The organism is Methylobacterium frigidaeris (assembly GCF_022179185.1).
Classification (GTDB): domain Bacteria; phylum Pseudomonadota; class Alphaproteobacteria; order Rhizobiales; family Beijerinckiaceae; genus Methylobacterium; species Methylobacterium frigidaeris.
In genome coordinates this window covers 18,881-31,857 of the sequence record NZ_BPQJ01000039.1, presented here as the reverse complement: position 1 = coordinate 31,857, position 12,977 = coordinate 18,881, and the positions used below count along the sequence as shown (strand labels likewise).

Below are 12,977 nucleotides of genomic sequence, written 5' to 3'. Positions count from 1 at the left end.
CGGTTCATCCCCGCGCCTGCGGGGAACACGATGTGCTGGAGGCTGCCGACGCCAACAACGCCGGTTCATCCCCGCGCCTGCGGGGAACACAAGGCAGCCCGCGCGGCGATCCGGGATAAGGGCGGTTCATCCCCGCGCCTGCGGGGAACACGGCCTTGGGGCCGACCTGATCCACGCCGAGGTAGGTTCATCCCCGCGCCTGCGGGGAACACCGCGAGCGTCCGGATCGCGCCCTGCCGGTCGCCGGTTCATCCCCGCGCCTGCGGGGAACACATCCGATGCGCCCCGAACAGTCGGCCTTCTAGCGGTTCATCCCCGCGCCTGCGGGGAACACTGGTCGCCGATCTTCACGGTCTGGAGGTCCATCGGTTCATCCCCGCGCCTGCGGGGAACACTCTTCAGCCGCGCGCTCGGTCCGGCGACCAATCGGTTCATCCCCGCGCCTGCGGGGAACACGCGAGCTGCGCGTCGGTGAGCTGGCCGGCGATCGGTTCATCCCCGCGCCTGCGGGGAACACCCACTTCCGCATGGATGGCGCGTCGTGGTTCGCGGTTCATCCCCGCGCCTGCGGGGAACACTGCCACTTGGCGAAGTCCTCGTCGCTGACGGACGGTTCATCCCCGCGCCTGCGGGGAACACTGGCGCCAGGAGGCGTCCCGGGGTGCGCGAGGCGGTTCATCCCCGCGCCTGCGGGGAACACTCTTCCTGGAAGTGCCTGGTACGCCTCAGCTTTCACGATGTCAAAGAACCCACCGACGTTTCCCCTCCGTTCCGCCCCTCGTCAGAGCGGCGTCTCGTCGGGGTGGAAAGCGACCAGTGGGAGGCCGTCGAGGTCGACCGGCATGCGGCGGTTCCGGCCGCAGGTGTCGAAGGCGTAGCCGATGTCGGTCTGGGCGGTCCAGGCGATGACGCCGTTGCCCTCGCCGATGGCGGCCTGCACCTCGGCCCAGATCCGCTCGCGGGTGCGGCGGGAATAGTGACCGACATAGACCCCCGCGCGCACCTCGACGAGCCAGACCGCGAGGCGGCCGCGCAGGCGCGGGGGCGCGTTCTCGACCACCACGACCATCATCCGCGCAAGATCCTCATCCGCGCAAAGACCCTCATCCCCGATGGCCCCCGTCGCCGGACGGCGCCTCGGTGAAGGCAGGAGGCTGGGCGTCGGCGGGCTCGCCCGGGGGCGGCAGTCCGCCGGCGGAGAGCACGTCCTCGATGCTCGGGATCAGGCGCTCCAGGAGCTTGGTCCTGCGGAAGATGTCGCGGCAGTCGCGCCGCACCACGCCCTCGACCGAGCCCTGGAGCGGCTGCCCCTTGGCGACGCGGCCCGCGACCTTGAACGCGACGGGTACCACGGTCTCGAACTTGAACAGGTCGGCGACGTCGTAGACGAAGGACAGCGGCCGGCCGGAATGCAGGAAGCCGATGGCCGGCGCGTACCCGGCGGCGAGGATCGCGGCTTCGGCGAGGCCGTGCAGGCAGGCGGTGGCCGCCGAGAGGCAGCGGTTGGGGATATCGGCGGCGTCCCAGTCGCCGCGATCGTAGGCGCGGCGGCGCCATTCGACGCCGTTCTGCTGCGCCTGGATCTCGTAGAAGCGGCGCACCCGGGCGCCCTCGATGCCGCGGAGCTGATCGACGGAGCGGCGCTCGGGCGCCTCCTCCTCGAAGCGTAAGGAGAACATGCGGCGCACCACCTTGAGCCGCGCCGACTCGTCGAGGGCGAGGCGGGCCTGCCAGAGCAGCCGGTCGGAGCGGGCGCCGCCGGGCTGGCCGGCCGCGTAGAGCCGCACCCCGGCCTCGCCGCACCACACCAGCAGCGTCCCGGCCCGGGCCGCGAGCCCGACCGCCGCGTGGCTGACCCGGGTGCCGGGCTCCAGCATCAGGCAGACCAGGCCGCCGACCGGGATCTGCGTGCGCACGCCGCGCTCGTCCACCACCACGAAGGCACCGTCGAGCACGTCGAGCCGGCCCTTCTCGATGAAGACCAGCGAGGCGCGGTCGCGGATCGGGATCGGCTTCGGCGGGGCGAGGCCGGGGAGGGCGGAGGCGCTCACGGCCGGCGGATCAGCATCAGGCCGCAGCCGAACGCCTTGGCGCGGCCGAACCCTTTGGGGAGCTGAGCGAGGAAGCGGGCCGGATCCTCGACCACGATCTCGCCGTCGAGATCGAAGGTCGTGAAGGCGACGGCCGGGTGCTTGTGCCGGGGGTTCTCCGTCAGGTTCCTGCGCCGCGGCGTCTCGCGCAGGCGCTTCGCGTCGTAGGGCAGGCGGCGCTGGATGTCGCCGTCGATCGTCAGCACCGGGCGCGCGACGCCGTCCGCATCCGGCGCGGTCACCGGGCGGAAGCCGGACTCGCGGCCCTGGCGGGCGAGCCAGCCGCTGAGGACGTCGCGCTCGATCTCGAGCCGCAGCTTCTGCCGGTCGTCGGGCAACAAGGTCTTCAGACGATGTTCGTCCTTCTTCATCTCGTGCCAGACCGGATCGACCCGCTTGCCCCGCTCGCCCCTCGTCTTCGACGGAACGCTGAAGGACGGCGCGGCGCGCAGGCGGAAGCGCAGGGCCTGCCCCGCCGAGAGGGCGGGCGCGAACGGCTTACTCTCGACCTCGAACAGGCCGCCGCCGCCCGAAGGTTCGCGCGCCGACAGCACCAGGAAGGTGGTACGCTGCCACGCCGAGCCGCCGTCCTCGCGCCACAGGAAGTCCCGCTCGCGGTCGGGATGGTCGGCGAACAGCGACCAGATCAGCCGGTGGCCGGCGGCGATGCGGGCCTCGTCGTCCTCCGGCAGCAGCAGGCGGGCGAGGGCGGCCGTGTCGGGGGCGTGGCGCAGGCGCACGCGGCTGAGGAAGAGGCTCACGGGGCAACCTCCGGCTCGGGGCGGGGTTGGGGGAGGGCCACGATCTCGTCGCGCAGGCCGAATTGCCGGCGCACCCGGCTCGTCACCCGGTCGCGGCGGCGCTCGATCCGGGTCGCCTCGTAATCCGGAGCAAGCAGGTCTTCGAGTTCGGCATCGGCGTAGACGACGGCCTCGTCCCAGTCCTCCCACAGCCGCAGCGGCGCGAACGGGTAGGGCTCGCCGTCGGCCATCAGGTGCGTCGGCGCGCCCGCGAGATCGAGGAGGGCGGCCAGGCGCGTCACGTCGTCGAGACAGCGGGGCGCCGGCGGCCGGCCGAGCGGACAGGACTTGCGGCCGAGATAGAGCGTGTAGGCCGGGCGCCGCAGAGCCTCGGCGATCGCCGCGGGGGTGGGGGCCCGGATGCCAGCCTCCGTGTCGAGGCGCACCAGCCCCACCTCCACCCACAGGTCCTCGCGGTAGTCGCGGCTCGACAGGAGGGTGTTGAGCCGATGCGACGGCCGGTCCAGCGCCTCGCGCCGGGTGGCCCAGGCGGATCGGCGCTCGGCCGGCGGCGCCTGGACGGTGTGGTAGTCGGTCATCAGGCGCCCCGAGCGCCGCACGCGCTGGACGAGGCCGTAGCCCGCGTCGAGGTCGGCGTGCTGCGCCTCGGCGGCCCGGTCGTAGCCGAGGGCCGCCGCGACGAGGCCGAGGATCGCCGAGCGGCCCGGCCGGTCGAAGCCGCCGCGGCGCTCCCCCACCGCGAGGTCGCCGAGGCCTGCGAGCGGCGCGTAGAGCGTGAAGGCGAGGCCGGCCGGCATCAGCGCGTCGCGTAGGCGATCAGGCGCTTGAGGCTGCCCTCGCCGGTGAGCGTGTTGTAGACCGGCCACGCCGCGTCGTTGCCGCGCCAGCCCTCGGGGTTCTTGTCGCGCCGGCTCTCCGGCAGGTCGTAGGCGGCCCGGAAGCCGTTGCGCGTCGCCTCGAAGGCCGCGATCGAGCCGGCGAGCACGTCCTCGCCGCCGACCGGCTTCAGGAAGGCGGCCGCGAGCGTGTGGGGCGCCCCGTTGGACACCTCGACGAGGCCGTAGCTCGCCAGCGCCCGGCTGGCGAAGCTCGCCTGCTTGCCCTTCGGCCCCACCGTCGTGGCGGCGTGGATCAGCGCCGCGAGGCCGCGCCTGGCAAGCTCCGCGTCGCCGCCGAGGTTGCGGGTCAGGAGGTCGCGGTCGATGCAGAGATAGAGGTAGAAGGTGCCGGCGCCGAACCCTGCCTCGCCGACGAAGCCGGCCCCCGCATCCTCGGCCGGGGTCTTCAGGTCGTCGATGGCGGTGTAGTAATCGTCCTCGACCACCGCCCTGTGGGTGGTGACGGCGTGGGCCACCTGCACCGCCGCCTCGCGGTTGAAGTCCGGGTCGTCGGCCAGCATGCGGCCGAACATGCCGATATCGACGGCGCCGTCGACGGACCTGAGCAGCGGGGTCTTGCTCAGATCGATGCTCTCGCCGGCGGCGATCCGCTCCGCCAGCGCCAGGGCGTCGGCCCGCTCCTCGGCCGAGACGAAGACGAGCTGCTCGATCCGGGTCGGGTACTTGTCGCCCTCGCCCTTGACCTTGCCGAACACGTCGGCCACGTCCCGGGCCGCCTTGCGGGCGGCGGCCTCCGCCACGCCCCGCTTCAGGAGATGACCCTCGATCTCCTCGCCGAGGCGCTGGGTGCGCTCGCCGAGATGGCCCTCCAGGGCCGCCTTGAAGGCGGGGGAGGTACGCCAGGCCCGCTTGAGCGCCTGCGAGGAGACCCGCAGCCGGTCGACATTGCCTAACCGCGCCGTCTTCGGCCGGCCCGTATCGTCGCGGTTGAGGTTGGCCGGCGGATAGGCGGTCAGGAGGTGCAGCTGCACGAAGGTGGTCATGGCGGGCTCGGGCGAGAGAGAGGGGGCGTCAGGCGGCGGGCGGGCTCGCGGGCTCGGCAGGCAGTCCGGGCCGGCGGTAGCCAGCGGCGTGATATTCGTAGGCGAACATCGCCCGGGTTCGGTCGCAGCGCTCGGGATGCAGCCAATCGAGGATCGTCACTGCGAGAGCTCCGACATCGACCGCGGTGCTTTTGCCCAGAAGATCAATCGCACGCCGCATCTGCCGCAAAAGGTCTTCGGGGTCGCGGGCGGCCATCAGGCGCTTGAGCCGCGTGCCCGACAGCAAGGGTTTGGGCTTGTCGCCCGCCTTGTTCTTGTCCTTGCCTGCCCTGTCCTCGACCTGTCCGGATTTCGAGCGGGGCGATCCGAGGATCGTTTCAAGCCTGCGCTCCGGCTGATCGGCCGAAACGCGGGCGATCACACACGCGACGACGGCGACCGGCACCAGTCTGTAAGCCGCCTGCTCGTGCTTAAAACAGAGCTTGCGATAAAGCTCGAACACGACCGGCTCATCAAGGACATCGAACGGCGAAGAGGCACGCCGCAACCGAGCGATCGAACCCTTATCAAACAGGAATTCCCTATTTTTTACTTCGCCGCCTGAAGGAATACGGTCCCACCAAGCTCGCGCGGCTTCTTGCCTCTCAAATGATTTTGTGTTTTTAGGAGAGTTGCTCACTTCGCCTTCTTCCCTTTGGATTCGGGTGGCGACAAGTCGAGGGCTTTGTACAGGTTCTGGCCGAGTTTGCCGTAGCCGTACATTGCCCAGCCGAGGTCGATCCGTGCCTTGACACGGGTAGTAGCGACGCTCTCGCGGACCTCAACGAGATCCTTGATCGGCGCGAGTTCGTCAAAGACTGTTATCGTGCTCCGCTGCAGCACACCGAGCCACTGTTCGAGGGTCGGGCGATGAGGGATGTCGCCGGTGAGGCCCGCCTGCGGCAGGGCCTCCGCGAGACCTCCGAGCCTCCTGCCGAACGCGGCCTCCGTCCGCTCCCAGAAGCGCCCGCGGCCGAGATCGAGCAGGCCGCCCTTCTCGAGCGCCAGGGCCTGCTTCAGCGACACGCGCAGGATGAACTCGGCGTCGAAGGCGCCCCGCACCATCCGGCGCACGGTGTGATCGTAGGACCGGAACTCCGTCTCGCCGACGAGGTGCAGCGGCATCTCGCTCTCGACGAAGTCCCGGGCCTTCATGTTGTCCATGTCGTATCCGGCGGCGATCAGGCGGGTGCCGAGGCGGGCCTTGAAATCGTCGTGATTCAGGAGGCGCTTGAGGCCGTCATGCACCGCCGCGGCCGCTTTCCGGGCGGTCTTGTCCTCGTCGTCGCCGACGACGAGGCCGACCCAGTGGCGGTAGCCGATCCGGCCGGGCTGGCCGTGCACGGGCAGCCAGGGCTCGCCCTCCTTGGTGCTGTAGTGCGGCGAGAGCGGATGCGCGAAGCCGGCATAGCTCGTGCCGTGCGGCCGCGTGCGATAGCTGCGCACCACCACCGGGTCGACGCGGCCGGTGAGGTCGCAGGGGCGCCCCTCGGGATTGGCCTCGAGGACGAGGCGGATGCGCCGCGGCATGCCCCAGAAGGCCTGGAGTGGATCGACGTCGTCGCGCGTGGTCGTCCGTCCCTTGTCCGAGACGCGGGTGGGGACGAGCCAGGGAAACACCCGCTCCGGCACGACCGGCCCGTCCTCCGGGCGCGGCACCGCGAGCCAGAGGCTGCGCCACAGCGGCACCGGCGCCGTGCGGCGATCCTGCCCGGGGCTCGGGCTCGCTCCCGGGATCAGCAAGGTGGTCAACGGGCCGCCGCCCCGCACCGAGACGCGGTGGCCGGCCCCGCCCGAGGGGGCGTAGGTCTGCAGGGTGAACAAAGCCATGGCGGCGCCGGCCCGCGACAGGGTCTCGACCCCGCCGCGGCGGACGAAGTGATCGAGGTTGCGCCTCACCGTGTTGGCGCCCGGCGCCTCGATCAGCAATTGCGACACCGGCACGGCCTCGCCGGCAAAATCCTCCACGTCCTGCCCGAAGCGCGGCCCGTCGCCGTCGAGCACGAAGGCGCGGGCGAGGGGTCCGAAGGCCGCGTCCAACTCGGCGGGCGACGGCGGCGCGTCGAACCAGGCCGGCCACTCATCCTCGCCCGCCCGGGCGCCGCAGGCCGCCGCCAGGAGCCCGATCCAGAACTCCCGCGTCGCCGCATCGAAATCCGCCCGGCCCCAGGCCGGCGCGACGACAGGGCTCTTCTCGATGTCGTCGGTGATGGCGGCCGGCCGGATCACGTCCGGCTTGCCGTTCGCCCGCAGGACGGGGATCCAGGCCTCGGTCAGGAGGGAGAAGGGCGGGATCACGGCACTCCCTGGGGGAATCGTTCTTGGGTCGTCTCAGGTCACGGTTGCACGTTCGGCGGCGACGCGGAAGTGAAAAGCCAAGCTTGTCATGGAATTCTGTTTTCCATCAGAACACCCCGACTGGAGCAACGCGATGAGCGGACAAAGGCACTCTCAGCGCCTGCTCATCGCACACCGCTACCTCCCGATAGAAATTTTTCATGATTGTGAAAGCACAATCTTATCTGATGACGGAGCCGCTCGCGAAATCGAGCAGGAAGAACTGAACCGAACGGACCGCACGCAGCGAAGGATGAACCACCCGGGCACGGGAAGATGCTTTACGAATAAAGGCCGGAGGGATCACACCTCGCGAATCATCGCGGGGTGTGATCACCCTACTACCGCTTTCAGCGACTTCAAGTGCCCCATCCGTTACCGGAGCTGTCTTCGTCCCCGCTGATGCAGGGAACGCATCGCCTTCTCGTTCAGCCAAGTCGAGAACGCCGGTTCATCCCCGCGCCTGCGGGGAACACCCTTCCTGGGTCTATGACGATGCCGAAGACATCGGTTCATCCCCGCGCCTGCGGGGAACACATGGAGCGCCGGTTCGCCGCCGAGGCGGCCGACGGTTCATCCCCGCGCCTGCGGGGAACACGAGTTCGGGGTCACCAACCCCCCGACCGTCGTCGGTTCATCCCCGCGCCTGCGGGGAACACGGCCGTGAACGTGGCCCATATCGCCCGCACGCCGGTTCATCCCCGCGCCTGCGGGGAACACGCGACGCCGGCCCAGGCCGAGAAGCGGGCGAGCGGTTCATCCCCGCGCCTGCGGGGAACACTGCAGAACGTAGCGCCCCATGGGTATCAAGATCGGTTCATCCCCGCGCCTGCGGGGAACACACCCTCGGCGCCGACAGCCGGCACGCCATCGCCGGTTCATCCCCGCGCCTGCGGGGAACACACAAGCTGAACCGACTCGATTACCTCGACCGCCGGTTCATCCCCGCGCCTGCGGGGAACACAATGGCTAGGTCTCGTTCCACACGCAATCAGGCGGTTCATCCCCGCGCCTGCGGGGAACACTGGGGGTGGGGGTTAAGCCCGGGGCACATCCGCGGTTCATCCCCGCGCCTGCGGGGAACACCGCTGCGCCTCGTTCTCAGCCAGTCGATCGGCCGGTTCATCCCCGCGCCTGCGGGGAACACAATCGGGGTGCGAAAGTCGATCTTCTTGGTATCGGTTCATCCCCGCGCCTGCGGGGAACACCCCATCGCGAGGTTGGCGACGCCGAACTCCAGCGGTTCATCCCCGCGCCTGCGGGGAACACAACCACCACATGGGGCGATATTCGTCGCCGTTCGGTTCATCCCCGCGCCTGCGGGGAACACACCGGCTCGTAAGTCGCGGCGAAAATGTCGGGCGGTTCATCCCCGCGCCTGCGGGGAACACTGGACAGGCGATCACCGGCCATGCTCGGCCTCCGGTTCATCCCCGCGCCTGCGGGGAACACACCGTGACGGTGCTGATGGCCAGCGCGGTTCCCGGTTCATCCCCGCGCCTGCGGGGAACACCCGGCAAGGACCAGCAGTGGGGTCAGCGCGTCCGGTTCATCCCCGCGCCTGCGGGGAACACCCAAGCACCCCCCTTTGCTAGAGGGGGGTGGTCGGTTCATCCCCGCGCCTGCGGGGAACACGCTCATCCGACCGTCGCCAACAGGATCGCCGTCGGTTCATCCCCGCGCCTGCGGGGAACACGCCGGCGACCCCGCCCGGCCCCATGCCGAGCGCGGTTCATCCCCGCGCCTGCGGGGAACACTACGGGGCAGATAGCCGAAGCCATCCTCAAGACGGTTCATCCCCGCGCCTGCGGGGAACACCCTACCCCGAAATCCTGGAAGTGCTCTCGGCCCGGTTCATCCCCGCGCCTGCGGGGAACACTCCAGCTGCTTGACGAGGCGGTGAACGCCGCTCGGTTCATCCCCGCGCCTGCGGGGAACACGGACAAGCTGCTTTCAGAGATCGATGTTCCGTCGGTTCATCCCCGCGCCTGCGGGGAACACCGCTCGACAGGCGACGTCGCGCGCCTCTGGGGCGGTTCATCCCCGCGCCTGCGGGGAACACTCCTTCTGGAAGCAGTTGATCCGCCTCGCGTTTCACGATGTCAAACAGCGCACCGGCGTTTCTGCTCCGTTCCGCCGGCCCGTTTCGGCGGTCGGGACGGGCTCAGTGATGCCCCGGATCGGCGTCGGGCGCCAGGGTTCCGATCGCCAAGGTTCCGGGCGCCACAGCTCAGCGCGCCACGGCTCAGAGCATGAGCCCGAGCCGCGTTCCGTAGGTCAGGACGAGCGGCCCGCCATCCTCCGCCACCAGGGTGCCCTGCCAGGTACCGTCCGGCCCGGGCTCCAGGGGCAGCAGGATCACCGCATCGTCGAAGCGGCTCCAGCCGGCCCGGACCGCCGCGGCGGCGTCGTGCCAGCCGGGGACGGGGGCGAGGTGGCCGCGCAGCTTGCGCAACGCCACCGTGACCTCGGAGAGGGCCCAGGCCAGCCGGAGTTCCGGGTCGGGGTGCCAGGGCACCAGCCGACCGCCCTCGACCCGGGCGAGGCGGACCGTGCGGCTCTCCTCGGCGAGGCGGGTCGGCACCGCGCCCTCGTCGGGCCAGGCCTGGTCGGGCCAGTAGCCGGCGGCGAAATCGAGGAGCGCGCCGCGGGCGGTGGCGCGCTCGGCGCCGGCGCGGCCGACCGCCTCGAAGTGGATCGACTTCAGCGCCTTGGGGATGTCGGACTCGTCGGCGGAAAAGACCGCCTCAATCACCGGGCGCACGTCCTCCGGCACGCGGAAGGCGGGGCGGGCCGTCAGCTCCCGCGCGGTGCGCCACAGGATCGCGTGGTCGCGGTAGACGTGAGCCCCGCGGGGAAAGGCCGAAGCGGCCCAGTCGGCGGCGATGGGGCCGGCGGGATCGGGCGAGACCACGACGAGCTCCGGGCCGGGGATCGGGCGGTCGCCGCGGGTGTGGCGCCACAGGCGGCCGGCGCGCTGGAGCACCGCATCGACCGGCGCGAGATCGGTGACGACGAGGTCGAAATCGAGGTCGAGCGAGCTCTCGGCGACCTGGGTCGCCACCAGCACCCGGCGGCGCCGCTCCCCCGGCATCGAGGTCTTGCCGAACCGTGCCCGCACCCGGTCCTCGACCGCGAGGCGGTCGCCCATGGCGAAGCGGGCGTGGAAGAGGTCGGGGTCGAGGCCCGCCGCCCGCAGGGCCGCCGCGCCCTCGACGGCGTCGTCGACGCTGTTGCGGATCCAGGCGATGCAGGCCCCCGCCTCGGCGGCGGCGCGGATCCGGGCGAGGGCGGCGTCCCTGTCCGGCACGCGGGTGACCGCGAGGATGCGGCAGAGGTCCGCCCGGGCGGCGAGATCCTCCTCCACCGGGTCCTGCCCGGGGGCCAGCAGGGTCGCGAGCGGGTAATCGGCCCGAGTGAGGACCGCCCCGGCCGAGCCGACGGCGCGGCGCCAGTTCGCCACCAGCTCCGCCTTGGCCCCGGAGGGCAGGGTGGCGGAGAGGATCAGGGTGGTGCCGCCGCCGGCAGCGTGGAAGGCGACGAGGCGGGCGAGCTGGGCGCCCACGTAGGCGTCGTAGGCGTGGGCCTCGTCGACGATCAGCACCTTGCCGGCGAGGCCGGCGAGGCGGACCGTGCCGTAGCGGTTCGGCAGCACCGCCAACACCGCCTGGTCGATGGTGCCGACGCCGAGATCGGCGAGCAGCGCCCGGCGGCTCTCGCCGGCGAGCCAGGCCGGGGCGACGGCGGCCGATTCCGCCTCCTCGCCCCGGTCGGCCCCGGGCTTAGGCGGCGGAAACCCCTCGGCGGCGGCGCGAAAGCGCGGGTGCAGGCCGGCGCGGCCATGGGCGAGCGCCAGGGAGGGGCGGGCGCCCTCCGCGTAGAGCCGCCCGGCGAGGGGAAGGATCCGGTCGACCATGGCGTTGGCGGTCGCGGTGGTGGGCAGCGCCAGGTAGAGGCCGTCGGCCCGGCCGGCGGCGAGCAGCCGGTGAGCGAGCATCAGGGCCGCCTCGGTCTTGCCGCCCCCGGTCACGTCCTCGATCAGGATCAGGAGCGGCCCGTCCGGCAAAGAGACCGTCTCGGCCCAGGCCTGGATCGCGGTCGGTGGGTAGGGCAGGCCGGTCAGCTCCGCGAAGGCGCGGCGCGGGCCGGGGCGCGCCGGCACCAGGCCGGCCTCGCGCAGGGCCGCCTCGGCCCGGCCGCAGGCCTCGTCCCAGTAGGCCGCGAGACCGGCCTCCGGCGAGGCGTAGGGGAACCAGGCCTGGTTGGAGCCGATCCAGTCGGCGAGCGCCGTCAGCCCGGCGAGGGGCCAGCTCGCCCGCGCGGCCGCGGCGGCACTCGGGGCGGTCACCTCCGGCGCCGGCAGCAAGGCCTCCACCGCCCCCCAGTAGGCGAGGGCGGCCGCGGCCGAGGCCGGCGGGAAGAGGGGGCGCCAATCCTCCGGCTGCCAGTCCTGCGGCATCGCCGCCGGGCGGCCGTGATGCCCGAAGATCGGCTGGAGCAGGCGGTTGCGCGGCGCCGCGTTCCAGCCCCGCATCAGGCCGGAGGGCGCGGACCGGTCCATCAGCAGGCCGCCGACGAGGCGCAGGCCCGCGGCCGGGTGGCCGGGATCGGGGATCCCGGGCGGCGGCGGCAGGTGCGCGGGGCAGTGCGCCGGCACCTTGGCCTGGAACAGGGGGGAGAACTTGCCGATGTCGTGCAGCGCCAGCAGATGGAGCCACAGCGCCTCGAAGGCCGGCACCGCGAGCCCGAGCCCCGCCGCCAGGGCCCGGGCCGCCCGCGGCCGGGCCCGCAGCAGCGCCCGGCCGGCGGCCGCCACGTCGAGGCCGTGAGCCCAGGCCGGGTGGACGGCGTGGGCCGAGCCCGGATCGGGCCGGGCCTTGCCCCAGAAGATCCGCGCCGCGTGCTCCCGCATCGGGTCCATGATTCGCCTGCTCCCTCGTCGCCGGGGGCATGGTCGGCACGGCGGATCGGCGCCGTCGAGGGCCGGAAATGGAAAACTGCATTGGCGCAGGAGCCGGCGAAGGAACCCGCTTGTCACCCGCCGCAACTGCCTCTATACGCCCTCTCACACCGGGGCCGCGACACACGGCTTCGAGGGCGCGTAGCTCAGCGGGAGAGCACTACGTTGACATCGTAGGGGTCACAGGTTCGATCCCTGTCGCGCCCACCATCGCCACTCCGGATGTCGGGAGTTCATCTCCCCGGAGCGGTGCCGGACCGGATGGTCCGGATCGGATGAAAGAGAAAGATGGCCCCTCGTTCGCGAGGGTTGCCGATCGAGCCTGGGGCGGACGCCGCATGGGCCGATGGGCGCGTAGCTCAGCGGGAGAGCACTACGTTGACATCGTAGGGGTCACAGGTTCGATCCCTGTCGCGCCCACCATCATCCCTTTCGCCTTCTGCCGTGCGACCGGCTCCTCGATGACGAGGATTTCCCTCATGACCGATCAGGATGTGGGCGTGGCCTTCGCCACCCTGGCGACGGCACTCGCGGTCGCGCTGCACAAGCAGGGCGTCGCCGACGGCGAGGCGCTGCTGGCCGAGACCGTCGGCACCCTCGAGGCCGTGCTGCAGGACGATTATCCTGAAGAGGCCCGGGCGATCCTCTCGGCCTGCGCCCGCTCGCTGCGGGCGGCCGAGGGCTGAAGGGCGCCCGCCCGCGGTCACCGCCGGCCAGACTCGGCCCGGCTCGAATCGTCGGCCGGGTTCACGGAGATGAGCCCGAACGGCCCGACGCCGGGCACCTGGATCGTTGCGGGCTCCGCCGCGGTCCAGAGCAAATGCGGCATCCGGGCGGGCAGGACCCACGAACCCGCCCTGCGCCATCGCCGTCCCGCGCACCCTGTCGACGGTCTCCCCCATGGCATG

The 12,977-nt window shown here is 71.7% G+C and carries 9 protein-coding genes, 2 tRNA genes and 2 CRISPR repeat arrays (1 of these 13 cut by a window edge); of the genes, 3 read left to right on the top strand and 8 right to left on the bottom strand.

All coding sequences use genetic code 11. The features are described 5' to 3' along the window. Positions 1-700: direct repeats of the CRISPR family, unit length 29 nt; unit sequence CGGTTCATCCCCGCGCCTGCGGGGAACAC; it reaches 2,806 nt to the left of the window's first position. 81 nt (positions 701-781) lie between these two features. The 8 genes from cas2e to MFF64_RS28010 form a co-directional block, all read right to left on the bottom strand. Next, the gene (cas2e, locus tag MFF64_RS28045; RefSeq protein WP_099908725.1) at positions 782-1,072 is read right to left on the bottom strand and encodes a type I-E CRISPR-associated endoribonuclease Cas2e; all 291 of its coding nucleotides are present in this window, start codon (positions 1,070-1,072) and stop codon (positions 782-784) included. A 31-nt stretch (positions 1,073-1,103) separates the two neighbouring features. After that, positions 1,104-2,051, bottom strand: coding sequence for a type I-E CRISPR-associated endonuclease Cas1e (gene cas1e, locus MFF64_RS28040; RefSeq protein WP_238192908.1), 948 nt, complete (start codon positions 2,049-2,051; stop codon positions 1,104-1,106). Continuing rightward, a complete protein-coding gene (gene cas6e, locus MFF64_RS28035; RefSeq protein ID WP_099902122.1) occupies positions 2,048-2,851 on the bottom strand; it encodes a type I-E CRISPR-associated protein Cas6/Cse3/CasE in 804 nt (267 codons plus the stop codon). Before cas6e ends, cas1e begins: the two co-directional genes overlap by 4 nt. Further along, entirely contained in the window at positions 2,848-3,648 is an 801-nt protein-coding gene (cas5e, locus tag MFF64_RS28030) for a type I-E CRISPR-associated protein Cas5/CasD (RefSeq protein WP_099902124.1), read from the bottom strand. The genes cas6e and cas5e overlap by 4 nt, the downstream gene beginning before the upstream one ends. Then, positions 3,648-4,733: a type I-E CRISPR-associated protein Cas7/Cse4/CasC gene (gene cas7e / locus MFF64_RS28025; RefSeq protein WP_238192907.1), complete on the bottom strand. Its 1,086-nt coding sequence runs from the start codon at positions 4,731-4,733 to the stop codon at positions 3,648-3,650. Before cas7e ends, cas5e begins: the two co-directional genes overlap by 1 nt. Before the next feature lie 28 nt (positions 4,734-4,761). Beyond that, positions 4,762-5,412 (bottom strand): type I-E CRISPR-associated protein Cse2/CasB, encoded by a 651-nt coding sequence (gene casB / locus MFF64_RS28020; RefSeq protein WP_165795733.1) that lies wholly within the window; start codon positions 5,410-5,412, stop codon positions 4,762-4,764. Further along, the gene (casA, locus tag MFF64_RS28015) at positions 5,409-7,070 is read right to left on the bottom strand and encodes a type I-E CRISPR-associated protein Cse1/CasA (protein ID WP_165795734.1); all 1,662 of its coding nucleotides are present in this window, start codon (positions 7,068-7,070) and stop codon (positions 5,409-5,411) included. The genes casB and casA overlap by 4 nt, the downstream gene beginning before the upstream one ends. Positions 7,071-7,556: 486 nt before the next feature. After that, a CRISPR array of direct repeats spans positions 7,557-9,171; the repeat unit is 29 nt; unit sequence CGGTTCATCCCCGCGCCTGCGGGGAACAC. 183 nt (positions 9,172-9,354) lie between these two features. Next, on the bottom strand, positions 9,355-12,030 hold the full coding sequence (locus tag MFF64_RS28010; protein WP_099904454.1) for a CRISPR-associated helicase/endonuclease Cas3: 2,676 nt from the start codon (positions 12,028-12,030) through the stop codon (positions 9,355-9,357). Between the two features lie 174 nt (positions 12,031-12,204). On the opposite strand from MFF64_RS28010, the gene MFF64_RS28005 reads away from it, so the two are divergent. The 3 genes from MFF64_RS28005 to MFF64_RS27995 all read left to right on the top strand — a co-directional run bounded on the left by MFF64_RS28005 (position 12,205) and on the right by MFF64_RS27995 (position 12,755). Continuing rightward, positions 12,205-12,279 (top strand) — tRNA-Val (locus MFF64_RS28005). Positions 12,280-12,417: 138 nt separating this feature from the next. Further along, a tRNA-Val gene (locus MFF64_RS28000) sits at positions 12,418-12,492 on the top strand. 56 nt (positions 12,493-12,548) lie between these two features. Next, positions 12,549-12,755, top strand: a complete 207-nt coding sequence (locus tag MFF64_RS27995; protein WP_099899233.1) for a hypothetical protein — start codon at positions 12,549-12,551, stop codon at positions 12,753-12,755. Positions 12,756-12,977: the final 222 nt, after the last annotated feature.